Source organism: Streptomyces galbus, from assembly GCF_005280195.1.
GTDB lineage: Bacteria > Actinomycetota > Actinomycetes > Streptomycetales > Streptomycetaceae > Streptomyces > Streptomyces galbus.
Genome location: NZ_SZPR01000022.1, coordinates 36,222 through 61,668, shown reverse-complemented (window position 1 = coordinate 61,668; position 25,447 = coordinate 36,222). Strand labels below are relative to the sequence as shown.

Here is a 25,447-nt window from a genome sequence, read left to right as displayed (position 1 = left end):
TGCCCCAGAGCTGACCCCACCGTAAGCCGGGGATGCGCGCCTGCCCGGTCGCCTTGACGGGAGCGACTCGGGCGGCGCGCGTCCTCCTACCGGGGCATCCGCCAGCCACCCCACCGGCAGTGCCTGGGCAGTGCCCCGTATCAGAGCGCTGGTCCGCAGACTCCAGGGTCTGCGGACCAGCCCTGTGAGCTGCCGTTCACCCGTCCGGGGAGGGAGACAACACCATGGAACAACCGTCCGATGCGGCGCCGAACGCGCGGAACGCCCGCGCGAAGAGCATGCGCCGCACGGCCGTCATCGGCAGCGGAGTGGCGGGACTGACCGCCGCGCACATCCTGGCCCGCGCCCACCACGTCACCCTCTACGAAGCTGATGACCGGCTCGGTGGCCACGCCCACACCCACGACCTGACCGCACCCGACGGCCGTACGCACCGTGTCGATTCGGGCTTCATCGTGCACAACCACCGCACCTATCCGACCCTGTTGCGCCTGCTGCGCGAACTCGGCGTGGCCACGCAGGAGTCGGAGATGAGCATGTCGGTCCGCTGCGAGGGCTGCGGGCTTGAGTACGCCGGTGCCCGCGGCTCGCGCGGACTGCTCGCCCGGCCCCGTAACGCCCTGCGGGGCGCATACCTGCGCATGCTGGCCGAGGTGCCGCGCTTCCACCGCGCTGCCCGACGCCTCCTCGACAGCGGGGCCGACGACACGCTGACGCTCGGCGCTTTCTTGGACCAGACCGGCTTCTCGCTCTACTTCCGCGCCCACTTCATGACGCCGGTGGTCTCCGCGGTGTGGTCCTGCGACGCGGAGACAGCCCTGACGTACCCGGCGGCCTACCTGTTCCGGTTCCTGGATCACCACGGCATGCTCGCGGTCACCGGATCACCGGTGTGGCGGACCGTGACCGGCGGCTCGAAAACGTACGTCGATCGGATCGCCGCAGGCCTGCACGAGATACGCGTCGGCACACCCGTACGGTCCGTGCTCCGGCACACGGACGGCGCGGAGGTGACCGCCGCCGACGGCACCACAACGCCTTATGACCACGTCGTCATCGCCACCCACCCCGACCAGGCGCTGCACCTGCTCGCCGACGCGACACCCCAGGAGAAGGAGGTCCTCGGCGCCTTCCGCTACTCGCGCAACACCACCCTGCTGCACACCGACACGTCCCTGCTGCCGCGGGCGAGCGGGGCCCGCGCCTCCTGGAACTACCTGATGCCCGCCTGCCGGGCCGCCGCCGACCGGGTCCGGGTCACCTACGACATGAACCGGCTGCAGCGCCTGGACGCCGACCGGGCCCATCTCGTCACCCTCGGCGGCCAAGACCGCGTCGATCCCGCGCGGGTGCTGGCCCGGATGACGTACGAACACCCGGTGTACACCCCCGCGTCGGTCGCCGCCCAGCGCCGCCTGCCGCACTTGACCACCGCCGTCACCGCTTTCGCGGGTGCCTACCACGGCTGGGGGTTCCACGAGGACGGCTGCCGCAGCGGGGTGCAGGCCGCCGCCGCCCTGGGGGTCAGGTGGTGACCGCGTCCGGCGGGCGGCCGGGACCGCCCGCCCTCTACCCGTGCACGATCACCCACGTGCGCCGGGCCCCCCACCGCTACGCGCTGCGGCACCGCACCTACCTATGGCTCGTCGACCTCGACGACCTGCCCGTGCTGCCGCGCCCCGTCCGGATGCTCGCCCGCTTCCGTGCGCGTGACCACTTCACGGGCCGTGCCCCGACGATCAGGGCCGCGCTCGACGGCTTCCTCGACGAGCACGGGATCGAGCTCCGCGGCGGCCGAGTGCTGATGCTCGCCCACGCCCGGATCCTCGGGCACGTCTTCAACCCGCTCTCCCTGTACTGGTGTTACGGCCCCGACGGCGGCCTGCTCCGCGTGGTGGCGGAGGTCCACAACACCTACGGCGAACGCCACGCCTACCTGCTGCACCCCGACGCGGCCGGTACCGCGCAGGCCGCCAAAAACTTCTACGTGTCACCGTTCCACCCGGTGGACGGCACCTACGAGATGCGCCTCCCGCCGCCCGGCGAGCAACTGCGCCTGTCGATACGGCTGCAGAGACCGGGCAGCCCGCCCTTCACCGCGGCCGTCCACGGCTGGCGCCGCGAGGTGACGGCCCTGACCCTGCTGTGCCTGGCCCTGCGCCATCCCTGGTCGACCCTGCGGGTGTCGGCCGCCATCCGCTTCCACGGCATTCGCCTGTTTCTGCGGGGGCTGCCGGTGCAGCCGCGCCCGGGCCGCCGCACCCCGAAGAGAGCATCATGAGCACAGTCGAACCCCGTCCCGTGGCCCGCCCCCTCACCCGCGAGCACCGGATCTGCCCCGTCGATGCCGGGCGCTGGCCGGACGTGGCCACCTTGCCGAGGGCGTCCTGGCCGGTACGGGCCGTCACCCGGGCCGTGCTGGAACGCGCCCTGCGGCGCCTGCCCCTGCGCGTGCGGTTCGCCGACGGCACCACCCTCGGCCTGGGCGGCCCACGGATTAACGTGCACGACTCGATGGCGTTCCACGCCCGCATCGGCACCAGCGGGCTCATCGGGTTCGGTGAGTCGTACATGGCGGGCGAGTGGGACGCACCGGACCTGGTGGGCGCGCTCACCGTGCTCGCCGCCCACGCCGCCGACCTGGTGCCGCCGTCGTTGCAGCGGCTGCGCGACCTGTGGGCGCAGCGACAGCCGGCCGCGCAGCGCAACACCCCCGACGGCTCGCGCAGCAACATCAGTCACCACTACGACCTGTCCAACGACCTGTTCGCGCTGTTCCTGGACGAGACACTCACCTACTCGGCGGCCGTTTTCCGCGGTTTCCCAGCCGACTGGTCACGGCTGGCGGCCGCCCAGCACCGCAAGATCGACCGCCTGCTCGACCTGGCCCGCGTCGGCGGGGGCACCCGCCTGCTGGAGATCGGCACGGGCTGGGGCGAACTGGCCCTGCGGGCCGCCGCCCGCGGCGCGCACGTCACCTCTCTCACCCTGTCCGCACAGCAGCGCGACCTGGCACTGCGCAGGGTCCGCCAGGCCGGGCTCGCCGACCGGGTTTCGATCGAACTGCGGGACTACCGCGAAGCACGTGGAACCTACGACGCGATCGTCAGCGTCGAGATGATTGAGGCCGTCGGCGCCGAGTTCTGGCCCGTCTACTTCCGCACCCTGGACCAGCGCCTGATCCCGGGCGGCCGGGCCGCGCTGCAGGCCATCACCATGCCGCACCAGCGGATGCTGGCCTCCCGCTACACCCACACCTGGATCCAGAAGTACGTCTTCCCCGGCGGGCTGATCCCTTCCACCCAGGCCATTGAGGAGACGGTCCGTGACCATACGGCCCTGACGGTGACGGACCGCGAGGGCTTCGGCCCGCACTACGCCGAGACGCTCCGGCTCTGGCGCGAGCGGTTCACCGACCGGGCCGACCAGGTCGCGGCCCTCGGCTTCGACGACACCTTCCGCCGCCTGTGGACCTTCTACCTGGCCTACTCCGAGGCCGGCTTCCGCTCCGGCTACCTCGACGTCCAGCAGTACCTGCTCACCAAGGAGGGCACGGCCCGATGACCACCGTCCGCACCCCCGCCCGTTCCGGTGCCGCGCACCGGCTCGCCGACCTCGTGGAAGACGCGCTCGGCGGGCCGCTGCCGGTACGGCTGCGCGCCTGGGACGGCAGCGAGACCGGCCCCGCCGGTGCCCCGCTGGTCGTCGTGCGCTCCCGGCGCGCACTGCGCCGCCTGCTGTGGCAGCCGGGCGAACTCGGCCTCGCCCAGGCCTATGTCACGGGCGAGCTCGACGTGGAGGGCGATCCGGCCGAGGCGCTGCGCGCCATGTGGGCCGCCGCGCGGGAGCGGGGGCTGCACGCTCCCCGGCTGTCTCCGACGCACTGGGCCCGCGTGTTCTCCGAGGCGGTGCGGCTGGGCGCCGTCGGACCGCGCCCGCCCGCCCCCGCGTCCCAGGCGCGGCTGCGCGGCGGCCTGCACAGCAAGGCCCGCGACCGCGCGGCCATCAGCCACCACTACGACCTGTCCAACGACTTCTACCGCCTGCTCCTCGACGACACTATGGCCTACTCCTGCGGCTACTGGACCGGCGAGGAGCCAGCGGCCACCCCCGCCGACGCGCAGCGCGCCAAACTGGAGCTGATCTGCCGCAAGCTCGGTCTCGTGCCCGGCGCCCGCCTGCTGGACATCGGCTGCGGCTGGGGTTCGCTCACCCTGTACGCGGCTCAGCAGCACGAGGCGCGGGTCACCGCCGTCACCCTGTCCCGTCAGCAGGCCGCCTACGTCCGCAAGCAGGTGCGCGAGCGGCAGCTGGAGGACCGGGTGGAGGTGGTGTGCCAGGACTACCGGGACATCACCGGCTCCGCCTACGACGCCGTCGCCACCGTCGAGATGGGCGAGCATGTCGGTGACGCGGAGTACCCCGCCTTCGCCGCGGCCCTGCACCGGCTGGTCCGGCCGCACAGGCGGGTCCTGGTCCAGCAGATGTCCCGTGGTGCGAACGCACCGGGCGGCGGCGCGTTCATCGAGGCATACATCGCCCCGGACATGCACATGCGGCCGATGGGGGAGACCCTTGGCCTGCTGGAGGCGGCCGGCCTGGAGGTCCGGTCGGTGGAATCGCTGCGCGAGCACTACGTGCGCACCATCGACGCCTGGCACCGCACGCTCGAGGAACACTGGGCGGAGTTGGTACGCATGGTGGGGGAGGAGACGGCCCGGGTGTGGCGACTGTACTTGGTCGGCGGGGCCCTGGCCTTCGCGGAACGGCGCATGGGGGTGGACCAGTTTCTCGCCGTGCGCCCGGGCGCCGCGGGCGACAGCGGCATGACCGGGGCGGAAGCGGCCAGCTGGTACCAGTCCCTGGGGGAGCGGTGAGTGCGGCACTCATGTGGGACGCCTTCGCTGCCGGCCTCGGGTGGTCGGCGGCGACCGCCCTGATGATCATGCTCGGCACCTTTGCCCTCGCCCTCAACCTGGACGTGCACCGTGTGGTCGACGTCGCCTGGGGGCCAGCCTTCGCCGCCGTGGCCGTGGTGACCTTCGGCCTCTCCCAAGGCCACGGTGACCCGGGCAGGCAGTGGCTGGTCACCGGCCTCACCGTCATCTGGGGACTTCGGCTCGCGGTGCACATAGCGCGGCGGGGCAGCGGCCACGGTGAGGACCCGCGTTACGAGGCGATGCTCGCCCACGCACCGGGCAACCGGAACCTGTACGCCCTTCGGATGGTCTACCTGCTGCAGGCGGCCCTGGTGTGGCTGGTGTCCCTGCCGGTACAGGCAGCGCAGTACATCTCTCGGCCGCTGTCCGCCTGGGCCTTCGCCGGCACGGCGCTCTGGGCCGTCGGCCTGTTCTTCGAGGCCGTCGGCGACGCCCAGCTGGCCCGCTTCAAGGCGGATCCCGCCAACCGTGGCCGCATCATGAACCGGGGGCTGTGGCGGCTGACCCGGCACCCCAACTACTTCGGTGACTTCTGCGTCTGGTGGGGACTGTTCCTCATCGCCTGCGACGGGGGCTGGCAGGCGGCGGCAGTGTCCCTGGCCTCGCCGCTGGTGATGAGTGTCCTGCTGATCAGGGGAAGCGGTAAACGGCTCCTGGAACGGCACATGGCTATTCGCCCCGGGTGGGACGCGTACGTCGCCCGCACCAGCGGCTTCTTCCCCCGGCCGCCACGCCGCAGCTGAAGTACGGGCTGGCTGCCGCGGTGACCCGGGCCACCGCGGCCCGACGTGATGCCCGCGCGGTCACTAGTGCCGGCAGTCCCAGTAGCCCTTGACCCAGTGGTGCTCCCAATGGGCGGGCACGTAGACCCACTTGTAGGTGTAGCTGTCCTTCCAGTAACCCTTGTGCCACGTGCCGTGCTGGTCGTAGTGGCCGGGATGCCAGGTCTTGTGGTGGACCGGCTTCTTCTCCCAGTGGGCCTTCACCCACTTCTTCTCCCAGTGCCCCTTGTGCCACTGACACTGGTCGTGGTGCTGGGCACCGCTGACGACGGATGCCGGCGCGGGTGTGGCGCTCGCGGTCCCCGCGAGGCCGACAGCGGCACCGCCAGCCAGGAGGCCCGTCGTGGCCGCTCCGGCCAGCAGTCGCCGCACTCGTATGGATGTACGCATCGCTCTGTCTCCTTGGCGGTGGTGGCATGCTTCCCGGCTCACGGGCCGGATGCCAGGTATTCGAAGCGGGCGTCGCGACGGATGACGGCGGGACGGAGAGACTCCGCCGCTCACGTGCGCGACGGCCTCCATCCGCCGAGACTTCGGCTACGAATCCCCTGCGCCCCCATCCGCCCGATCAGCAGTACCCGAGGGAGCCGTCATGTCGGCCACAGCACCGTCCCCCACCGCCCCGCGTCATGCCATCGACCTGCCCCGGGGCCTGCACACACCGGCCGTCGCCCGTCACATCACACAACGCTGGCTCGAGACGGCCGAACAGACCCACCGCCTCGACGACGCGATACTGATCGTGTCCGAGCTGGTGACCAATGCCGTCCGCCACACCGAAGCGTCCTGCCGGCTCGCACTCAGTCTGCAGAACGGCCGCCTGGACATCGCCGTCGCGGACCACAGCGAAGACCTGCCCGAGATCGACCGGCACGCGGGCCGCACGGCACACGGCGGCGGCTTCGGCATGAACATCATCGAACAGCTCGGGGGAGACCTGACCGTGATCCCGGGGCTCGGCGGCAAGACGGTGCACGTCGTCCTGCCCCTGTGCCCCGGGCCCGACGCCCGGCGAAGCGAGTGACACCGTGCCCGTCACCCCGGTGCCACGGCTGCCCTGCACCACGTGGCCGGGGATGGAAGAGTCGGGCTCGTCACGCGCTGCGGGTCCGGCCGGACCGCGGCGCACAGCATGACGGGAGTGGGCATGCTGCACAGGTCCGGACCGCAGGACAGGGCCGAGGATCTGCTGGTCCGCGTGGCCCGCGGCGACAAGGACGCGTTCGCCGGGGTCTACGACGCCTTCTCCCGCGCGGTCATGGGCCTGGCGTGCCGGATCCTGCGGGATCCGGCGCAGGCGGAGGAGGTGACCCAGGACGTCATGATCGAGGTCTGGCGCACGGCGGACCGCTACGTCCCCGAGCGGGGGTCCGCCAAGGCCTGGGTACTCACCCTGGCACACCGACGGGCCGTGGACCGCGTGCGCGCCGCCCAAGCCGGCACCGAGCGCGAACAGCGCGCCCGCGCGCTGCTACCCGAGGGCGCCTTCGACGTGGTGGCGGAGACCGCCGAACACCATGACGAGCAGCGGCGCATCTACCGCTGCCTTGCTTCGCTGTCGCGCAGTCAGCGCGTCCCCCTGGTGCTCGCCTACTACCAGGGTCTGACCTACCTGGAGGTGGCCCACGCCCTCTCCGCCCCGGTGGGCACGATGAAATCCCGCATGCGAGCCGCCCTGCGGCAGCTGCGGGCCTGCATGGAGGCCGGCAGGTGACAGCCGAGGAAGACACGCACGAGGCGCTCGCCGCCTACGTGCTGCACGCCCTGCCACCGGCCGAGGAAGCCGCATTCGAGACACACCTCGCCGGCTGCGCCACCTGCCGTGCGGAACTCCCCGCGCTCCGCCAGGTCGTCGCCGAGCTGGCCGCCGCCGGGGACGCCCCGGTACCGGATCACCTCCGCGCCGCCACGCTGGAGGCCATCACCCGCGTGGACCAGGAAGGCGCCGTCCGGCCGACCCGCACGGCGGGACGCCGGAAGCCGGCCCTCCTGCTCGCCGCAAGCATCGCGGCGGCCGCCCTCCTGGCCGGGACGACGGTGTGGCAGTACACCGACGCCGAGCACGCCCGCACCCAGGCGGCCCAGGCCCGCTCCTCGAGTCAGGCGCTCACGGACCTCCTCGTGGCACCGGACGTCACCGTGCACACCGCCGAGCTCGCCGACGGAGCCAGAGGAGCGGTCGCCGTCTCCCGGAGCGGAGACAAGGCGGTCTTTGCCGCCCAGGGCCTCCCGCCACCGGGCAGCGGCAAGACCTACGAGCTCTGGTACGCCTACGGCAGCGGTGACCTGCACCCTGCCGGGCTGATCCCGGGGGACGCGCGCCACGCCGCCCACATGCTGGAAGGCCCTCCGGACGAGGCGGTGGCGGTGGGCATCACGCTGGAGCCGGCGAGCGGCTCGAAGCAGCCGACCACCAAGCCGCTGGGCATCATCCCGATCACGTCGTGACCGAAGGGGACGCCCCGAGACCGGCTCATGTCACCGGGGCAGGCTTCACCAGGGCGGCGGCAAGGTCGCGCAGGACGGTGGCGAGGGCGTCGCGCTGCCCGGGAGAGAAGTAGGCGAGGAGGAGGTCGGAGCGCGGCCAGCCTGGTCGCGCGCGGTGCGACCAGCCCCGGGTAACCGCATTTGCTTTGCTGGCCCGCGTGCGAGGGAACCGGAACCGGTACGCCCCGCGGATGATCTACCTGCTCCAGGGTCCCCTGATGTGGCTGGTGTCCCTGCCGGTACAGGCAGCGCAGTACATCTCTCGGCCGCTGTCCGCCTGGGCCTTCGCCGGCACGACGCTCTGGACCGTCGGCCTGTTCTTCGAGGCCGTCGGCGACGCCCAGCTGGCCCGCTTCAAGGCGGATCCCGCCAACCGTGGCCGCATCATGAACCGGGGGCTGTGGCGGCTGACCCGGCACCCCAACTACTTCGGTGACTTCTGCGTCTGGTGGGGACTGTTCCTCATCGCCTGCGACGGGGGCTGGCAGGCGGCGGCAGTGTCCCTGGCCTCGCCGCTGGTGATGAGTGTCCTGCTGATCAGGGGAAGCGGTAAACGGCTCCTGGAACGGCACATGGCTATTCGCCCCGGGTGGGACGCGTATGCCACCCGCACCAGCGGCTTCTTCCCCCGGCCGCCACGCCGAGGCTGAGAACTGCGTTGGAGGCCCCAGCCGCAGGCAGGTAGGCTTCCCACGCGGACCCTTACGCTGGCACGCCGAGCAGGGCGACCGGCGCCGAGGTCGGCTGCTTCGATCCACCAGCCGGCTCCACCGTGATGCCGACCCCGGAGGCACCGTCGACCGCACCCTGCATCAGCACTGCCTGGCTGCTGCGGTCGGGGTCCATCAGGCCGGCCGAACGCATCTTCCCACCGTCGGCGAACCACAGCTGATACACCTTGCCCCGCGGCGGCGCGGTCATCCCCGAGGAGACGAACACGGCCCGGCCCCGGCTGGCGGAAACCACCAGCGTGCCCGCACCGCCCGCCATCTTCGCCGAGCGCGACTTGGCGTCAGGCGCGGCCAGCACCCCCGCCAGAACCTCGACGTGCCGCTGCGCCTGGGCGGCCTCGTGGGAAGCGTCCTGGGCGCGTTCGTACTGCCGCCATGCGGCGGTGCCGCCGAACGCGGCAGCGGCGGCGACACTGGCGGCCAGTGTCCACCGGGCCAGGCCCCGTCCCTGGCGCGCGCCACGGCGCATCCGCTCCAGTGGCGCGGCAGCGGGCGGCACCTGCCGCACGGTGGTGATCCGCTGCAGGACCTGCTCGCGCATGACCGGGCGCGTGCGCGCCGTGGAGGCCAGGGCCAGGCGCCCGGTGGTAGCCGTGAATTCCGCGACCTCCTGCTGACAAGCGTCACAGTCAGCCAGGTGACGCTCGAAGGCGGCCAGTTCCTCACCGTCCAGTGCGTGCATGGCATAGGCACCGGTCAGCGCGTGCAGCTCGGTCGTGGTCATGCGGTTACCCCCAGGCAGTCACGGAGCCGGATGAGTCCATCGCGCAGCCGGGTCTTAACCGTGCCGAGCGGCAAGGCCAGTGCTTCGGCGACCTCACGGTAGGTCAGCCCCCTGTAGTAGGCGAGCGTCACCGACTGACGCTGCAGTTCGGTCAAGGTGCGCAGGCACCGCCTCACCTGCTCCTGCTCCAGCCGTGTCTCGACCTGCTCGGTCACCTCGTCATAGGCTGGCTGATGCTCAAGCAGTGCAGCCTTTGTGTCCCGGGCAACCGCGGCCTCCACAGAGCGGACCCGGTCCACCGCCCGCCGGTGGGCGAGGGTGAGGATCCAGTTGATGGCCGTGCCCCGCTCGGGCCGGTAGCGCGGGGCTGTGCGCCACACCTCCACCAGTACCTCCTGCGCCACCTCCTCCGACTGCGCCTGATCACGCAAAACGGCCCTCGCGACCCCGAGAACGGAGCCGGCCACGGCGTCGTAGACCGCGGCGAAAGCCTCCTGATTACCCAGCGCCACCTCACGAACCAGCTGTTGCAGATCAGGCTTGGCAGTCGGATTACTGCCGATGAACACCGGTTCCTTCACAATGGCACTCTCCTAGGCACGACGGGCCGGACCGGCCCGGTGTAATCCGGGGCCACGGGAGCTGCGGATTGGTCGCGTACGTGCGACACCTGGGGTCTCGCCGGCATCGCGTTCGGTCAGGATCGCCCACCGGTTGCTGGGCGGGCAGGACGATGCGGACGGTAATGCGTTTGCCGACCGGCTCCATCTGCAGTTCGAAGGCCTGGGCAACAATCATGACGATCTCCATTCCGCGCTGCCCGACGCAACCGGCGTCCGCGGCGCGGACCACCGGCAGCACCGGCGCCGAGTCCCACACGCACGCCGTCGTGCGCACGGCGCTCACTTCCCCTGCGGCAGCTACTCGGGACATCGACCGAGTAGCTGCCGCAGGGAGGTCGGTGATCCGACCACAACAGAACAGTGTGGTGAGCTTCGCGGACACGGAGACGGTCTTGCGGGGCACGCCCTCATGCCGCCTGGTCGCCCGGCGCGGGCCAGTTGGCGCACCTTGCTGCGCGCCGTTGCTGCAGCCGCCGCCGAGGGGACGGCCTGCCAGTGGGCCTCAGGGCGGTCGAGCGGGGCCGGGTTGCCCTCGGTCGCGACGCCGTTCACGCCCTGGCCCGGCGAGGGTTCCAGCAATCGCCGCTCGGTCAGTGTCAATAGGAGGCCGGGCTGGTGCGGGGACGAGGGCCTAGCGGTGGGTGAGGGCCCTTAGCGAAGGGTGAGGCGGTGCCTGGGTCGCTCGCCCTCCGGTTCGGTGACGACGACATCGACATGCCGTGCCCTGGGCGACGTGCTGGCCCTGCCAACGGGTGTGCACCCATCGCAGGGATGGACGTTCTCGCCAGGCTGGGGACCACAGCGCCCAATGGGCGTCGCCCTGGTGGACGTGCGGTAGTGCTGGAGGTGGCCGTCGACGTCGCCCGGGACACTGCAGGACGGGCAGATGGCTATCGGGTTCTGAATCGGCGGAAGAGGTTATGGGCCACGTACACACCCGGGCTGCCGAAGCCGACGATGTCGACGCGCGCCGGTGACGTCGGCGAGGAAGCGCGGGTGTCGGTCGACGCGCCAGACGCCCGCGTCATCGTCGTACCCGCCCCCTGATCACCGCGTGGATGAACGACCCGGCCGTCGCGGCGTACTGGTCGCTCGACGGACCGGCCGAAAGCACCTGGCGACTTGCTGCTGCTCGGCGAGGCCGACCCCGGCTGGCACTCGGGACCTGACGCCTCCCGCACTCCCGGACGCGCACATGTGACCCGCCGGCCATCTTGTCGTTGGAGTGATTGTCGCGGCCGCATCCGTCGCCCTGCGGATGCGTTAGGCGATTTAAGGGCCTGGGCACGCCTTCGTCAGTGAGCCCGGGCCCTCACGCCTCTGGCCACCCCTCTCGCCCGCCAAGCGGGCGCCGCCGGTCACCGGCCCGCACACGGCCGGCGGCGCGGGCATCCGTACCGGTGCCACGTTAGACACGCGCCAGTCCAAGGCCGTCCGGAGGCTGGGAACGCCGGGTTCACCTGCGCCGGGTGAAGCTCGGAGCCACGGACTGCCGGGAGCCTGGAGGGACAGGGCACTCCACGTCGTCATCAACCGCTGACGGGAGCAGCATGCGCTACGAGATCCGCGTCGAGGGCCAGGTGTCACAGATCATGGCCAAGGCATTCCCCGAACTCGACCACGTAACGATCGCCGGTTACACACTGCTCCACGGCCCGGTGGTCGATGAAGCGCACCTGTACAACCTGCTCGACCGCTTCCAGTCGCTGGGCCTGCGCGTGATGGAGCTGCGACAGCTTCCCGACTGACCAGGTCCGTACTAACCTCGCTGGGCAACCGCCGCTGTTAGGAGCACCGGCCTGGCCCACTTGCCGACCTCGGCGACGCCTCTCTCGGAAGCCCAGGGGCGGGCCGGGTGGAGGACGCAGTCAACTCAGGGGTGGCTGCAGCTCGCCTCTTCCCGCCCCGCACTGCAGCGCACCCAGGAACCGGGCGGGGCACTCCACCAGCATCTGCCCCGGCGCCCCGCCCGTAAGCGGCGCGGTCACTCCTGCTAGACGGGCGGCAGCCAGGTGCCGCTACGCCAAGAATCGGCCGGCCGGGGCTTGAGGTGCTGCCCCGGCCGGCTGGCAAGCCTTCGATGCATGTGACTGCGCCGCAGCTAGCGCAGTCGTCGGTCTCTGCTGGTCGATGGACAGGAGCCGCAGGCAAGGTCCGCGTCGCGGGCCGGGTGTCCCATGCCTTGGCGACCGCGGTCTTTCCCGAACTCGGTCACGTGCTGGTCTGGGGCCAGACGTTGCTCTATAGCCCGGTGCTCGACGCAGCGCACCTGTACGGCCTGCTCGCCGCTTCAGATCGCTCGGCCTGCGCGTGACCGGGATGCGACAACTTCCCCCATGACCGCGTCCGCACGGACGTCGCCCCGGATGCGTTGCTGGTCTCGGCTATGCGGTGGTGTGGCCGGGGTCGGGCAGCTCGGGCGGGAAGTGCCGCTCCAGAATCTGCGGCCACCGGTGCAAGGGGATGTACCCGTGGCCGGTCTGCTCCTGCACGAGCTCGCACAACGCGTCGACGAACGGCTGGGCGGCTGTGCCCGGCGGGACCTTGGCGGCGGCCTGCCTCATCCGCCAGCGCACGGCCGGGAAGACTCCTCTGGCCCACTCGTCCTGTTCCCTGATGCGCTGCGAACTCGCTTCCCAGCCGATCTGCATGATCGTCCACTGGGGGCAGTTCGGGCTGTGCCACATCTGGATCGGCAGCCCCATTCCGACACAGACGTTCTGCGGGTCCGGACCTGCCTTACAGTCCGGACACAGCTCGCCTTCCGTCCTGGCGAAGCCCTCCACCGTCATCCCCTCCCTCTGCTGGCGTCTGGCTGCATCCGAGCGCAGCAGTAGACCAGAATCAAGCCGTGCACGTCCCGGCCCGGGAACGGATCCGAACGCAGATGAGGAGACGGTGACCCCCTTCGACAGCGCTGGCCAGTACGCCCGGCGGCTGCGCGCCGAGCAGCGCACCGTCGCCGGCATCCGTGTCGTGTCCCTGCACGGCGAAATCGACCACAACGCCAAAGACCTGCTCTGCGAGGCCCTCGGCCTGCACGATGCCCGTCCCGCGCGCATCGTGGCCGACCTCAGCGAGGTCACCTTCCTGGACTCCAGCGGCATCAGCGTGTTCATTGCCGCCGAGCAGCAGATCAGCGCTGCGGGCGGCTGGCTGCGCATCGCCGCCCCGCAGGCCACGGTCCAGGAGGTTCTGCACCTGGTGACCGTCGACACCGTCATCGCCTGCTACCCCACCCTCGAGCAGGCCCTGGCCGGCTGACCTGGCCGGCGGCCCATGGCCTGCACCGCTACCGGCGCGGTGCAGGCCAGGGCTCGGGGTACCGGCAGCGCATGAAGCTGTTGGACGAGGTGCGTGACACCGACCGGGCGATGACGAAACAAGCGGCGTCCCGCGCCCCCGCCCCGGCGGGGAAGACGCTGTCGGCGCTCGAGAGAGCAGCGCGGAGCAGCAAGCTGTGGTGCGCGGCCGCGCTGATGGCGTCGATGGGCGGCCGGCGAGGCCGCAGGGCGGCAGCAGCCGGGGTGACAGCGCTCGCGGTCGCGCAACTGGTGTCCAGCGGCGCCGGTCCGCCCAAGGAATGGATCCCGCACGGCGAGGTCGAGGACCGCCCCAACTCCTCGTCCTACCCCTCCGCGCACACCGCGGGCGCCCCCGCATGGCCGCTGGTCGGCGCCTTGTGCGCGGTACCGGCGGCAGCGGTCGCCGTCGAACGGGTGCAAAGCGGCGCCCACTACCCCAGCGACGTCGCCGCCGGCGCCGCCATCGGCCTGGCCACCGCCTGGCTCACCCCCCGCGTGCCGAATCTGCTGCGCCGACGGCTCATGCCCGGGTGACGACCGTCCCGCAGCCCCGGCGGGGGCCTCCTACCCCTTGGGCGCGCGCCGAATGCCATGTCACGGCGTGTGCCGGGCATACGCACCTGCATGCGTCCATCAGCCGGCCTGCCGCGACAGCTCCTCGCAGCTCGCGAACGGTGGCCGGTTCAGAGGAGGTCGACCATGCACCTGGCCCAGCTGCTCGCGTCCGCGATGCACCGCCGCCGCCTCAGTGTTGAAGCCCTCGCGCTGGCCACCGGGATCCGCACCCCACGGATCAAGGCGTTCCTCGAGGACGGCACCGACGGGCCCGTCCACCCCACCGCGCAGGAACTCAAGGAGCTGGCCGACACTCTGGCCCTGCCCGCCGAGAGCGTGACGCAGGAGGCGCACCGCGCGGTCGCCGCGGCCGGACAGCGAAGCTGACTCTCCCCGCCCTCGGCATGCCCCGGCCCGGCTGCACCACCGGCCGGATAGCCGTCCCATAACCCGATTCGGGTTGAGGTGAGCGGACACGATCGTGCCGCTGAGGGTGGTGCCCAGGACCTCGTGGTGCCATCGCCGAGGAACGAGCCATGCTCTACGTCATGCTGGGGGCGTCGTCCAGGGTGATGCGGGCCGTGATGCGCTTGCCGGCCGGTTCCTGCTCGATGAACAGGTCCTCGGTGACGGCCTGGACGATCTCCAGGCCGTGCTGGCCGACCCGGCCGGGATCCGCGGCCCGCGCCGCGGGGACTGCGGGCTCGCTGTCCCACACCACGATGTCCACCGCGCGGAGCCTCACGCGCAGCTCCATCAGGACGGGGCCGGGGGCGTACTTGCGGGCGTTGGTGACCAGCTCGCTCACCACCAGCTGGGTCAGGTCCCTCACGCGGGAGGGGACTGGCACCTGGTGGTCGGCGTGGGCCTGGTCGAGGAAGGCAGCGGCGTGGTGGCGGGCGTCCGCGATGCACGTGCCGTCGGCGGTCAGGGCGAAGCCGGTCCGCATCAGGTACACGTCCGGCGCCGTACAGCCGTCACCCTCGGCACTGTCCATTGGCACCGTCCTCACTGTGCGCCCCGCGCCCGTAGGTACCCGCTCCTCGGCCGCACATGCCGCACCGGGTTGTGCTTTACGGCTGCTTGAGCGCGTTCGGCCGGGGCAGCCGGGCAGAATCGTCCACACAGCCCCCGGCCAGGGGAAGGCCTAGACGCAGTCGAGGAAACGGTGACCCAGATCGAGAACGCCGACCAGCACGCCCGGCTGTGCGCTGAGAAGCGCACCGTCGCCGGCATTCGCGTCGTGACCCTGCGCGGCCAGATCGACTTCGACGCCAAAGAGGTGCTCCGCGAGGCCCTGCACACCGATGACGCGGCCGAGCAGCCGAGGATCGTGGCCGACCTCAGCGACGTCACCTTCATGGACTCCAGCGGCATCAACGTCTTCGTCGCCACCCACCAGCAGGTCAGCCGAGCAGGCGGCTGGGTACGCATCGCCGCAGCCCAGGAACCCGTCCTGCGCGTCCTGAAACTGGTCGGCATCGACGCCCTCATCCCCTGCCGCCCCACCCTCGAACAGGCCCTGACCGACTGACCAGCGCCAACCCCCGCAGAGGCACCCGGGCCTGTGTACATACTTGCTAACCAGGAAGTGGTACCGGCGCCGTGCGGCGGCCGTCAGGGAGCAGCAGTGCGGGCGACGATACTGGAAGACCTGCGGGCCGCTACGGCCAGGGGCTACGCGGAAGCGGTCGCTCAGGCGACCATGCTGGACGTTGCGCTGTACCACGCAGCCGCCTTCCCGTCGGTGTTCGACGGGGTGAGCGAGCAGGAGCGCACCGCCCGCCGCACCACCGCATGCCGCAGGGCCGCCCACGAAAGCCTGCCCAGCATCGTTCGGTCACAGCGGCCGCAGCGCTCGGAGCGAAAGACGACGCCCACGACCACCCACGCGCAGAGGCAGCCGTACGAGAGCCGTAATGCACGGTCTACAAGTTCCTCAAGAGCCCCGCGTGAGCAAGCACGCTGCGGCAAGAAAGGCCCTGACGCGAAGGTGCTCCGGCGCTGCCGCCGCGCGCCACACGCTTCCCCGGCCAGACCGCTAGGCGTGCGCCCCGGCCGGCACCCCAGCACTCCTGTCCCCCGCCGCTCTGGGGCAGCCGGGGCAAGGCTCTCAACGTTCTACCGGCGACGGCGCACCTCGCGAAGGTAGACCTCCACCAGCTCCTGCCCCACGACACACCGCTGCGCCCCACACTCACCACAGCCCTCGATATGAGCCACGTACGCGGCATAGGCGTCCACCGCCACGTCCAGGCCGCCCTCTGCTTCCCCCGCGCTGTTGTCGCCGCTCCAGCCCGGCCTGAACGGGCCCTCCTGCCCCACCACGCCGACCCCCACCGCAGGAGCCTCCTTCAACCAGTGCGGCCCGTACATCACCGCTCACTCCCCCCCTCACATCACACCCCGCCCGAGCGGCCCCATGCCGCTCCCCCGCACGGGACGCTGCTGTCCTGATGACTATGAAGCGCGGTGTACGCCACGCAGGCACGATTCAGCAAGCCATGCCGGTGCACCGCAGCAGCACCCCGTCCCGCAGGCGGGCACCACAGCCCCATCCGTTCCGGCACCCGCCGCTTTCGCAGCAGGTCGGCTGCCCACAGCACACCCGGGGCGCACGGACCAACGGCACGGAGACGCTCGCCGAAGACACCGACGAAGCAGGTCGCCCGCCCGGTCACACAAGCCGTAACCGCCCCCGCTGTAACCGTTGGCCCAAACAGGCGTGCATGAACATCCGAACCCCCACGGATACGCGAGCGAGCCCCCCGGACCAATCCCCGGGGGGCTCGCGTCATCACACGTCCACACCTTCAGGGGGCGGCCCGAAGCGTCGCCAAGGCCACGCATGCGGCCCCGAATGCGGCACACTGGACGCTGCATGTCGTGCGGGCGTAGCACCCGGCCCTGTCCTGTGCCTCCGCCCGCCGCGGACGCGGCAGGACTGGGCCCCGCCCCTCAGCCGATTCGGCGGCTGTCGTCCGTCGCGGTGCACTCGGCCGCAGGAGCGGAACCGCTCGTTGACGCCGCCCCTGCCCCTACCCGACAGGGAAGGGCAGCGTCGCCCAGTGGGGTCAGCCGCGGCGGTGGAAGAGGCCGCGGAGCCTGCCCGGCTCCTGATGGTGCTCCGGCTCCGGTGTTGCGGTCTGGACGCGGGCTGCTTCAGCGGCGGCTTCCTTGCGGGCGACGTCGTCGGCGTCTTCAAGCGGCCGATCGGCGACTACGACGACGACATCGAGCTGCACTCCGTGCGCGACGCCCAGGGCGAGACCGTGCGGGAGTTCAACTCGGAGGCTTTGGCGTCCGAGCGGCTCCCGGACGTCCCGGGGACCTGGCCGCCCTGTGGGGCAAGACCGACCCCCGGAAGCCGGAGGACGTCCTCGGCCTCATCCGGCGGGTCGACGACCTCGCCCCATACGCGTTTGATTTCCGCCTGCGGAGCTGCGCACCCGGGAGGAGATCAAGGCGGAGGATGACGGAAGGCGCACCCCGCTGGGCCTCCGGCTGGCCGCCGAGCACTGCCCGGAGCACGGGCCCATGCGAACCAGACGACCACGTCGAGCTGTCCACCGTGCACGGGGAAGCCCCCCAGGTGGTCCCGGCCGACGCAGTGACGTCGTGCCCGCACCGGCCACCTGGTCGACGCGAAGCGCGAGCTCGCTGAGGCTTACGCCGCACTCCACACGCTGCGGAAGCGGCTCCCCTAAGAGGCGGCGCGCCTGCTGGAGCGAGATCTGCACCCGCAGAAGCGACGCGAAGTCCATGTGAGCCTGGCAGGCCGCGGTAAGCAGGTTTTCGATGAGGTGGCCACCCGGCCGGTCTGGGGCGCTTGCTGCGGTGCTCGGCACCATGGGGTCGGGTGATCGGGAGGCCCTCGTACGGGGTCTGCGGGGTTTTGTGGCTGCTCTGGACCGGACTGGGCGGGCGCTGGCCCTGCGAGGAGTGATGGGCGTCGGGCATCCGTGCCTTGCTGCCGTGAGGCTCGGTCACTCCGGCGCCGGGTTGTGCTGTGCCTTGGGCGGATCCGCCCGTGTGGCCTGCTCCGGCTTGGTGGGTGGCAGTGCGTGACACAGGAGCACGCATACGTCGTCGTCGCGTTCGGAGTCGGCGAGCAGTGGCTTGAGCAGGGCTTCAACAGTGGTGTTCAGGTCGTGTTCTTCCGTACGTAGTGCGCTGAGCAGGTGGGTGAGGCGTTCGATGCCGGGGTCGATGCCGTGTTCCCGGCGTTCGACCAGGCCGTCGGTGTACAGCATCAGGGATGAGCCGGGCGGGAGTTGGGCGGTGTGATCGGCGTAGGTGTAGGTCACCGGGATACCGAGCATGACGCCTGGCTTGTCGTTCAGGACGTGTACGGTGCCGTCTTCGTTGCGGAGCATGGCGGGCGGGTGGCCGGCGGATGCCCAGGTCACCTCGGGGTCGCCCGGCCGGATGCGGGCGATCATTGCGGTGGCGTAGAGCTCGGGCTGCAGGTGGCAGACCATGCGGTGCAGGCGGGTCAGGATTTCGCCGGGGGTGGTGTCCTCGAGAGCATAGGCGCGCAGGGCTGTACGCAGTTGTCCCATGACGACCGCGGCTCGCAGTCCGTGGCCGGTCACGTCTCCTATGACGGCGACCAGGCTTCCGTCGGGCTGGAGGAAGGCGTCGTACCAGTCGCCGCCGATGTTGAGGCCCAGGGTGGCGGGAAGGTAGCGAGCGGCCAGGAGGAGGCCGGGGACGGCGGGCAGGTCGGTGAGCTGTGCGCGTTGCAGGGTCTCGGCGGTGTCGCGGTACTGCTCGTATCGGCGGGCGTTGTCCAGGGCGATGCTGACGCGGCGGGCGAGTTCGACCAGCATGATGCAGGTGTCCGGGTCGAATTGGGGGCCGGGCGCGGTGAGGGTCAGGACGCCCAGTAGTCGGTGTGCGATGAGGGGGATGGCCAGCACGGGCTTGTCGGGGCACAGGGCGGAGGGCGGCAGGTCGTTGATGCCGGGCAGGTTGCCGGGGTGGGGGGCGGCATGCTGTGGGCGGCCTGTGCGGGCGGCGGTCACTGCGGCGGCCGCGTGCTCGCCGATTTGTTGGCCGTGGTCGTTGTCCTCGGCGAAGAGCCAGACGTCGAGTTGGGCGGCGTAGTCGGGTACCAGCAGGTCGGACAGGCGGCGCAGGATGGTGGTGGGGTTCAGGGAGACGGTGATGGCGGCGCTGGCGTCTCCGAGGAAGGTGAGCAGGCGGCGGGCCCGTTCGGCTTCGGCGCGGGCGGCCTGTTCGGCTTGCAGCAGTTCCTGCTGGGTCAGGGAGGCGGCTTCCAGGTCGGAATGCAGAGCCAGTACGCCCTGGTTGGTGTGGTGCAGTTCCTCGCGGTGCAGGCGTACCAGGTGTTCTTGTTCCTGGAGGAGGCGCAGGATGGCCGCGGTGTTCTCGTCGGCGCGCAGGAGTGCCTCGGGCAGCAGCGTGTGGGAGGACACACGGCCTGTGAACGGCGGGTGCGGCAGGGGGCAGGTGAGGGGCGCTTCGTCCCCGCCGAGGGCGGGCGCGGGTGCGTTGACCGGCCGCAGCACGGCTTCCAGCCGGCCGTCTTGAGCGGCAGTGTTGTGCCGTCGGTGGAGCAGGAGTTCCCACTGGCCTCCTTGGTCCAGGCAGCGGCGCAGCCGCGCGGTGAGGGACGTGAGGAAGCGGGCCCGTTCCAGTGCGGGAGCCTGGCCCTCTGTGGCGATCTGATCGACGGCGGCGCGGGCCTGTGCCGCGTCGGTGACGGAGGCGATCTTCCAGACTTCGGGAGTTGCGGTCATAGCCGTTCGTCCTGGAGGGCGGGGGCCAGGACGGCCACGCTGGTGTCGTCGCGCAGCGGGCGTGCCCCGCTGCCGGCGTCTCGCAGGATCACCACGGCGGTCACGGCGGGGTCATGGGCGGTGAGCCGGGGGTCGTCGGGCGGGGTCCAGCGTGCGGGCAGTCCGTCGCTGTGCAGGACGAGGAGGCTGTCCGGACGCCAGGGCGCTTGCTGGAGCGGCACGGTCGTGGGGAACCGGGCTCCGAGAATTCCTGGGTGGGAGATGAGGGGCTGCCACCCGTCGCGGGTGCGCAGTCTGGCACCGATGTTGCCGACGCCGGCGAAGGAGAGCTGGTCGGTGTCTTCGTCGAGTTGGGCGATGCCGATAGCTGCGCCGCGTGTGCTGTTCAGTGCGGTGTGCAGGAGTCGCAGGAGGTCGGTGGGTGCACGACCAGCGTGTCGGTGGACTTCTTGCACGGCGGCGGTGGACGCCTCGGCGGCCTTGGGTCCGTGTCCGAGTCCGTCGGTCAGCAGCAAGGTGACCGTGGAGCCGGAGCGTACCCAGGCGAAGGCGTCTCCGCAGTGCTCGGCCTGAGAGAGGGATGTGGTGATGCCCCCGGCTCGGGCGCCGGTATGCGGGCGCGGGGGCCAGGAGGCTGCGGGTGGGGGTTGCGGCGGGCTGATACGCGCCACGGCGACGGTGCCTGTTCCCTTGCGGGAGTGCAGGTCGAACTCGTCGGCGATCCGCAGGCAGGTGCCCAGGCCAGCGCCGAGGGAGTTGGCGGTGGTGTAGCCGTCGCGCAGCGCGGCCGACACGTCGCTGATGCCGGGGCCGTGGTCGAGCGAGGTGATCTGCACGCAGGACACGGTTTGTGTCCGGGTGTCTGAGGGGCTGGCCAGGTTGATGACGATGCGGCCCTCACTGGCGTGCTTGACGAGATTGGTGGCCAGCTCGGTGGCGACCAGTGCCGCGACCGCTGTGCGGTGCGCGTCCAGGCTGGCGTGGGCGCAGGCTTCTTCGGCGGCGACGCGGACATCCCGGACCCGGGTGGAGTCCTGGACCGGGATGTCCCAGACCCTGCTCATCGCGTGCCTGTGCGCGGTGCGGGCAGGCCCGAGGCCCAGTCGGTGACGGTCACGGTCGTGCCCCGGCCGGGACAGCTGTCGACGATGAGTTCCTGCACGAGCCGTTTGGCTCCGCTCAGGCCCAGGCCGAGGCCGCCGCCGGAGGTGTAGCCGTCGGTCATGGCCAGGTCGAGGTCGCGAATGCCGGGACCTGCATCGACGAAGGACAGGCGCAGACCGCAGACGTGTCCGGCCCGCAGGGGGGTTACTTCCACGTGGCCGCCCCCACCGTGCACCAGCGTGTTGCGGGCCAGCTCGCTGGTCGCGGTGACTAGCTTCGTCTGCTGGATCAGGCCGAAACCGAGGTCGGTAGCGGTTTTGCGCACCTGCTGGCGTACCCAGGCGAGGTCTGCGTCCGAGCCGATGGGTAGATGTGTGGTCGGGGCGAGTGGGGCATGCATCACGCACCCTCTTCCGGGCGTGTGGGTGGGGGTGCCGCAGGGGCGCGGCCCAGCAGGGCCAGTGCCCTGTCGACGTTCAGCGCGGTGTCCAGTCCGGGCAGGGTCAGTCCCAGTTCGACCAGAGTGATGGCGACGGCCGGGCGCATCCCGGCCAGCACTGTCTGTGCGGCCAGCAGGCGGGCGGTCGCTGCGATCTCGGCCAGGATGCGGCCGAGGAAGGAGTCGACGATGTCCACACCGGAGATGTCGATGACGACGCCGTTGACCGGCAGCGGGCTGTGGGCGATGCGGTGGGAGATGTCGTACTGCAGCTGTTCGGCCGAGGTGTCGTGCAGTTCTCCCTGCAGTGTGATCAGCAGGATGTCGCCGAGCGCCAGGACGGGCACTGCGTTCGCGTGCGTGGCGGAGCTCGCGGTCACCGCGGGATCGCTCCTGCGGCGGGGCTCGGGGAGACGACGATGCCCTGCTGGCCGAGTGCATACGCCAGGGCATCGGCGAGTCCGGCCCGTGTGGTGATCGTTCCCAGGTCGATGCCGAGGTGGACGATGGTCTGTGCGATCGCCGGCCGGATGCCTGAGACGATGCAGTGGGCGCCCATCAGCCGGGCGGCGGCGACGGTCTTCATCAGGTGCTGTGCGACGAGGGAGTCGACGGTGGGCACACCCGTGATGTCGAGGATGGCGTAGCGGGCTCGCTCGTGAACGATCGCCTCGAGCAGGCTTTCCATCACGACTTGGCTGCGGGCGCTGTCCAGTGTGCCGATCAGCGGCACGGCGACGATGTTCTCCCACAGTTTGATGACGGGGGTGGCCACTTCCAGCAGTTGCTCGCGTTGCCGGGCGATCAGTGCCTCACCGGAGTTGACGGTCGTCTCCATGACTACCAGGCGCAGTGTGCCGAGGAGAACGGTGAGAGCGAGCGCGCAGGCGTGCGCGTGCTCGGCGCGGGGGTCGTCGAACTCGGCCTGCAGCAGGGCGGCGGCCGGCTGACGCAGGCCGGCGACCTCGCCGGCGACCTGGGAGGGGCTGAAGCCGGCCTGCGCGCGGGTGGCGGCCATCCGGCTGAGCTGCTCTCTCACGGTGTCGAAGCCCGGTGCGTGGATGTCCTCGAGCCGGCCGGAGCAGGCCACGTCCGCCAGGGCGTCGACCACGGCCTTGCACGCTTCGACCGCCTCATCGCGCGAGACGGTGAAGACGGTGCGGAACAGGGCGGCGTCCGCCCACCGCTGGGCGATCTGCTCACGGCGCTGTTCGAGGAAGCCTCCCAACTCCTGCGCGACTTCCGGGGTCACGTCGTGCTGCTCCGCCACCTGCATCGTCTCCTTGCTGCGAGGCTCTGCGGCCCGCCACGCGGCAAGCCATCATGCAAATATTGCTATATGACAAACGTTAACCCGGGCCGGTAAGCGGAACAACACGTGATTGTCACGATCGCCCCAAGGCACGGTCAGGAACCCTCCGGCCGACCGCGCCAGTCCAGGCAGACCACCAGAGCGTCATCGTCGGGCACGGTCTCGCCGCGGTGACCGGTCAGCTCCCGCAGGATGGCGCGCGGCACCTCGGCGGCGGGCAGCAGGCGGGTGGACTGGATGGCCCGGGCGAGGGCTGCCTCCCCGTAGGCCTCGCCGTTGGGCGAGGCCACCGCATGGACTCCGTCGCTGACGAAGACGAGCCGGTCGCCGGGCTCGGCCTGGAAGTCCTGCGCAACGTAGTCGGTCTCCTCGAACATGCCCAGCGGCAGCTGAGCATCGAAGGCGACCGGCTCGATGACGCCGCCCCGCAGGCGCAGGAGCTGGGGGGAACCGGCGTCCACGACCCTGGCACGGCCACTCGCCAGCTCGAAGTCGAACATCACCACCGACAGGTAGGCGCGCCCTTGGTAATGGGCGTAGACAGCCTGGTCAGCCAGGGCTGCCTGGTCAGCAATAGGGATGCCGGCACGCCGGGCGTTGCGCAGTGCGTTGATGGCCAGGTTGGTCAGCAGGGAGGCCTCTATGCCCTCGCCCATGCCGTTGGTGACGTACAGCATCAGGCGGTCGGCGGTGGCTGACCAGTCGAAGTTGTCACCATAGATCGCGTAGGCGGGTTCCAGTTGTGCCCCCAGGTCGTATTCGGGGCGCGAGCAGGAGCGGCCGGGCAGCAGCTGCCACTGCATCTCGGCAGCCAGTGTGAGCCGGTCCTTGCGGCGAGCCTGCAGGTACAGGTCGGTGTCCCGTTCGGCCACGATCACCTCGTGTCCCAGGACATCGGCGACGTCGCAGAGTTCTTCCGCGCGGTCGAGAGCAGCGTCCCTGTCCGGCAGCGTCACGGACAGCACTCCCAGCCTGTCGCCGCGCACAGTGACCGGAAGGTGCAGCCGCACCTTCCCCTCACCCAGCTCCTCCCCGTGCAGCTCCTGCGACCCGAAGGCCCGGCCCGCTGGGCTGTTGTGCACAGAGACCGGTTCGAGGGTGTGCGGCAGCACCGACACAGGCTGGAGCACCGTCAGGCCGTAGTCGGCCATGAACAGCTCAACGGCTTCCGCGCCGTACTCCTTCGCTAGTACGGCCCGGACAGCGTCGAGCAGATCGTGGGGAGCCGCCGTGCGCAGGGCACGTTCAGCGGCTTGGAATCTATACATAAAGGAACCTAAACCAATCTTATGCCTGAATACGCATATGTCTCACTTACACGGCAAGAGTTCTGCCAGAAGGTGTGCGGCCGCACGAGCCATCTGTGGCCAGCGCACGCGCCTAGTACGCTGGCAGCTATCCCAGTGCCTGCGAGAGTGTGACTGTGACTGCCTTCCGCCGCCCTGAGCCCGACGAGGTCGCGCGCGTGACCACGACGGCCGTCGAGCTGCTGGAAGTCGTGTGGGGCCGGACATCCACCGCGCCCACCTCCGCCTCTCAACTGCGCGTGCTGCACATCCTGGGGCACCACAATGGCATCAACCTGCGCACACTGACGGAACACCTGGCATCGACCCCGTCATCCACCAGCCGGCTGTGCGACCGGCTCCAGGCCGCCGGTTTCGTGGAGCGGGTACCGAGCCCGGAAAACCGGCGTGAGGTGCGGCTGCACCTGAGCGGCCGCGGCCGGGCCTTCCTCGCCGACCTGCGCGCCCGCAGGGAGAGAGAACTGCAGAAAGTGCTGGCTGATATGCCGGCGTCCAAGCGCATCGCGCTGCTGGAGGGCCTGGAGTCGTTCTGCGCCACTGCGGCAACGCAGATACACGACGACGCGCCGGACTCCGGAAGCCGCAGTGCCTGAAGGGCCGGTGCCGGCCCTTGCGCAACCGCCTGCCTTCGGCGGCCGTGGCCAGCACACGGAGCGGTCTCCGTCCACCGGAGCATTCCAGGTCCTCCCGCGTACATCCGACACCGCCACTTTGTTGCCTCATGACCATTGTTGTCAAACGGCAACAGTCGCTGGAGCTGCCGCTTGTGAAGTCACTTACCCGTGATCGGCCACACGTGAGACGTCTACGCGAAAGTCCTTGAGTCGCGACCTCGCAGCCGAGCGGGACTTCGCCTGGGACTGCGCCGACCCGGGAGCGGGCGGGCCGAGACGCTAGGGGCACCGCCGAGGAGAGCTCGCGCAGTCGGCCCACGGCGCCGTGGAGGACGGCTGAGCCGGCGCCCGTTAACGGAAAGCGTCCGCAGGATGCAGTGGGGCTCGCAGGCCGGGCGCGGCAGCATCTATCCCTGCGTACCGAGTCGAACCAACACCGGTCGGCCCGCAGCAGCGACACCTCTCTGGCATAGCCGGTCAAACAACGCAGGCGACCAGGATGGGGCGGCACCCTTTCCTCCGCTCGTCCAGCGTGATCGGGTTGGCCGGCTTGCGCGTTCGGTGCATCCATCCCTCCCTTCTGGACACCGCCGAGGACGTTCGTTTACCCGGTCGACGGGTGGCTATCCAGGGGCGGACAGCGGCGCAGGCCCTCCCGACACGGCAGGCCGCATTCCGTCGAAGCGACGATGCCGCCGATCCGCCGAGACCTTCCATTTCCAGGCGTGAGGGCCGCCTATGCCCCCGCCTCAGCAGGAC

At 70.7% G+C, this 25,447-nt stretch carries 26 protein-coding genes and 2 pseudogenes; 16 read left to right on the top strand and 12 right to left on the bottom strand.

Annotated features, from left to right (window positions below; translation table 11 throughout):
* Window positions 1-278: 278 nt before the first annotated feature.
* From E4U92_RS27115 to E4U92_RS27095, 5 genes are read left to right on the top strand one after another with little or no spacing between them, the layout of a single operon-like run.
* Window positions 279-1,535, top strand: coding sequence for an NAD(P)/FAD-dependent oxidoreductase (locus E4U92_RS27115; RefSeq protein ID WP_137303087.1), 1,257 nt, complete (start codon window positions 279-281; stop codon window positions 1,533-1,535).
* 47 nt (window positions 1,536-1,582) lie between these two features.
* On the top strand, window positions 1,583-2,281 hold the full coding sequence (locus tag E4U92_RS27110) for a DUF1365 domain-containing protein (protein ID WP_373311749.1): 699 nt from the start codon (window positions 1,583-1,585) through the stop codon (window positions 2,279-2,281).
* Entirely contained in the window at window positions 2,278-3,564 is a 1,287-nt protein-coding gene (locus tag E4U92_RS27105; RefSeq protein WP_137303084.1) for an SAM-dependent methyltransferase, read from the top strand. The genes E4U92_RS27110 and E4U92_RS27105 overlap by 4 nt, the downstream gene beginning before the upstream one ends.
* Window positions 3,561-4,877: an SAM-dependent methyltransferase gene (locus E4U92_RS27100; RefSeq protein ID WP_137303083.1), complete on the top strand. Its 1,317-nt coding sequence runs from the start codon at window positions 3,561-3,563 to the stop codon at window positions 4,875-4,877. Before E4U92_RS27105 ends, E4U92_RS27100 begins: the two co-directional genes overlap by 4 nt.
* A gap of 11 nt (window positions 4,878-4,888) precedes the next feature.
* Complete coding sequence (locus E4U92_RS27095) at window positions 4,889-5,683, top strand: DUF1295 domain-containing protein (protein ID WP_137303086.1); 795 nt, start codon at window positions 4,889-4,891, stop codon at window positions 5,681-5,683.
* Window positions 5,684-5,746: 63 nt separating this feature from the next.
* Here E4U92_RS27095 and E4U92_RS27090 read toward each other — a convergent pair whose 3' ends face one another.
* A complete protein-coding gene (locus tag E4U92_RS27090; protein WP_137303082.1) occupies window positions 5,747-6,112 on the bottom strand; it encodes a hypothetical protein in 366 nt (121 codons plus the stop codon).
* A 202-nt stretch (window positions 6,113-6,314) separates the two neighbouring features.
* On the opposite strand from E4U92_RS27090, the gene E4U92_RS27085 reads away from it, so the two are divergent.
* From E4U92_RS27085 to E4U92_RS27070, 4 genes and pseudogenes are all read left to right on the top strand, one after another.
* A complete protein-coding gene (locus E4U92_RS27085; RefSeq protein ID WP_137303081.1) occupies window positions 6,315-6,746 on the top strand; it encodes an ATP-binding protein in 432 nt (143 codons plus the stop codon).
* A 123-nt stretch (window positions 6,747-6,869) separates the two neighbouring features.
* Window positions 6,870-7,436, top strand: a complete 567-nt coding sequence (gene sigK, locus E4U92_RS27080) for an ECF RNA polymerase sigma factor SigK (RefSeq protein ID WP_137303080.1) — start codon at window positions 6,870-6,872, stop codon at window positions 7,434-7,436.
* Window positions 7,433-8,170, top strand: a complete 738-nt coding sequence (locus E4U92_RS27075; protein WP_137303079.1) for an anti-sigma factor — start codon at window positions 7,433-7,435, stop codon at window positions 8,168-8,170. The genes sigK and E4U92_RS27075 overlap by 4 nt, the downstream gene beginning before the upstream one ends.
* A gap of 164 nt (window positions 8,171-8,334) precedes the next feature.
* Window positions 8,335-8,859 (top strand): annotated as a pseudogene (locus tag E4U92_RS27070) (DUF1295 domain-containing protein); the annotation flags it as partial.
* Window positions 8,860-8,911: 52 nt separating this feature from the next.
* Here the strand turns inward: E4U92_RS27070 and E4U92_RS27065 are convergent.
* The 3 genes and pseudogenes from E4U92_RS27065 to E4U92_RS36825 form a co-directional block, all read right to left on the bottom strand.
* A complete protein-coding gene (locus E4U92_RS27065; protein WP_137303078.1) occupies window positions 8,912-9,664 on the bottom strand; it encodes an anti-sigma factor in 753 nt (250 codons plus the stop codon).
* Entirely contained in the window at window positions 9,661-10,245 is a 585-nt protein-coding gene (locus E4U92_RS27060) for a sigma-70 family RNA polymerase sigma factor (RefSeq protein WP_137303077.1), read from the bottom strand. Before E4U92_RS27060 ends, E4U92_RS27065 begins: the two co-directional genes overlap by 4 nt.
* Before the next feature lie 932 nt (window positions 10,246-11,177).
* Window positions 11,178-11,331 (bottom strand): annotated as a pseudogene (locus tag E4U92_RS36825) (VCBS repeat-containing protein); the annotation flags it as partial.
* Window positions 11,332-11,837: 506 nt separating this feature from the next.
* Here E4U92_RS36825 and E4U92_RS27045 point away from each other — a divergent pair.
* Together E4U92_RS27045 and E4U92_RS37080 are read left to right on the top strand one after the other, a co-directional pair.
* Window positions 11,838-12,035, top strand: a complete 198-nt coding sequence (locus tag E4U92_RS27045; RefSeq protein ID WP_137303076.1) for a hypothetical protein — start codon at window positions 11,838-11,840, stop codon at window positions 12,033-12,035.
* 434 nt (window positions 12,036-12,469) lie between these two features.
* Window positions 12,470-12,601: a hypothetical protein gene (locus E4U92_RS37080; RefSeq protein ID WP_268253559.1), complete on the top strand. Its 132-nt coding sequence runs from the start codon at window positions 12,470-12,472 to the stop codon at window positions 12,599-12,601.
* A 70-nt stretch (window positions 12,602-12,671) separates the two neighbouring features.
* On the opposite strand, the gene E4U92_RS36025 is transcribed toward E4U92_RS37080, so the two are convergent.
* Window positions 12,672-12,992, bottom strand: coding sequence for a hypothetical protein (locus E4U92_RS36025; RefSeq protein WP_168725210.1), 321 nt, complete (start codon window positions 12,990-12,992; stop codon window positions 12,672-12,674).
* A 193-nt stretch (window positions 12,993-13,185) separates the two neighbouring features.
* Between E4U92_RS36025 and E4U92_RS36820 the strand changes: the two genes are divergently transcribed.
* From E4U92_RS36820 to E4U92_RS27025, 3 genes are all read left to right on the top strand, one after another.
* A complete protein-coding gene (locus tag E4U92_RS36820; protein ID WP_229863592.1) occupies window positions 13,186-13,551 on the top strand; it encodes an STAS domain-containing protein in 366 nt (121 codons plus the stop codon).
* A 71-nt stretch (window positions 13,552-13,622) separates the two neighbouring features.
* Entirely contained in the window at window positions 13,623-14,126 is a 504-nt protein-coding gene (locus E4U92_RS27030; RefSeq protein WP_137303074.1) for a phosphatase PAP2 family protein, read from the top strand.
* Window positions 14,127-14,291: 165 nt separating this feature from the next.
* Window positions 14,292-14,534, top strand: coding sequence for an XRE family transcriptional regulator (locus tag E4U92_RS27025; RefSeq protein WP_137303073.1), 243 nt, complete (start codon window positions 14,292-14,294; stop codon window positions 14,532-14,534).
* A 154-nt stretch (window positions 14,535-14,688) separates the two neighbouring features.
* Here E4U92_RS27025 and E4U92_RS27020 read toward each other — a convergent pair whose 3' ends face one another.
* On the bottom strand, window positions 14,689-15,144 hold the full coding sequence (locus E4U92_RS27020; protein ID WP_137303072.1) for an ATP-binding protein: 456 nt from the start codon (window positions 15,142-15,144) through the stop codon (window positions 14,689-14,691).
* Window positions 15,145-15,315: 171 nt separating this feature from the next.
* Between E4U92_RS27020 and E4U92_RS27015 the strand changes: the two genes are divergently transcribed.
* Window positions 15,316-15,681 (top strand): STAS domain-containing protein, encoded by a 366-nt coding sequence (locus E4U92_RS27015; protein ID WP_137303071.1) that lies wholly within the window; start codon window positions 15,316-15,318, stop codon window positions 15,679-15,681.
* Between the two features lie 2,452 nt (window positions 15,682-18,133).
* Here E4U92_RS27015 and E4U92_RS27010 read toward each other — a convergent pair.
* The 6 genes from E4U92_RS27010 to E4U92_RS26985 all read right to left on the bottom strand — a co-directional run bounded on the left by E4U92_RS27010 (window position 18,134) and on the right by E4U92_RS26985 (window position 24,035).
* A complete protein-coding gene (locus E4U92_RS27010; protein ID WP_137303070.1) occupies window positions 18,134-19,912 on the bottom strand; it encodes a PP2C family protein-serine/threonine phosphatase in 1,779 nt (592 codons plus the stop codon).
* A complete protein-coding gene (locus E4U92_RS27005; RefSeq protein WP_137303069.1) occupies window positions 19,909-20,976 on the bottom strand; it encodes an ATP-binding SpoIIE family protein phosphatase in 1,068 nt (355 codons plus the stop codon). Before E4U92_RS27005 ends, E4U92_RS27010 begins: the two co-directional genes overlap by 4 nt.
* Window positions 20,973-21,416 carry an ATP-binding protein gene (locus tag E4U92_RS27000; protein ID WP_137303068.1) on the bottom strand — a complete coding sequence of 148 codons (444 nt, stop codon included), beginning with the start codon at window positions 21,414-21,416 and terminating at the stop codon, window positions 20,973-20,975. The genes E4U92_RS27005 and E4U92_RS27000 overlap by 4 nt, the downstream gene beginning before the upstream one ends.
* A complete protein-coding gene (locus E4U92_RS26995; protein ID WP_137303067.1) occupies window positions 21,416-21,835 on the bottom strand; it encodes an STAS domain-containing protein in 420 nt (139 codons plus the stop codon). Before E4U92_RS26995 ends, E4U92_RS27000 begins: the two co-directional genes overlap by 1 nt.
* Complete coding sequence (locus E4U92_RS26990; RefSeq protein WP_137303066.1) at window positions 21,832-22,731, bottom strand: STAS domain-containing protein; 900 nt, start codon at window positions 22,729-22,731, stop codon at window positions 21,832-21,834. Before E4U92_RS26990 ends, E4U92_RS26995 begins: the two co-directional genes overlap by 4 nt.
* Before the next feature lie 131 nt (window positions 22,732-22,862).
* On the bottom strand, window positions 22,863-24,035 hold the full coding sequence (locus E4U92_RS26985) for a PP2C family protein-serine/threonine phosphatase (protein WP_137303065.1): 1,173 nt from the start codon (window positions 24,033-24,035) through the stop codon (window positions 22,863-22,865).
* Window positions 24,036-24,232: 197 nt separating this feature from the next.
* Here E4U92_RS26985 and E4U92_RS26980 point away from each other — a divergent pair, with 197 nt between their 5' ends.
* Entirely contained in the window at window positions 24,233-24,667 is a 435-nt protein-coding gene (locus tag E4U92_RS26980; RefSeq protein WP_137303085.1) for a MarR family transcriptional regulator, read from the top strand.
* The last annotated feature ends 780 nt before the right edge of the window (window positions 24,668-25,447 follow it).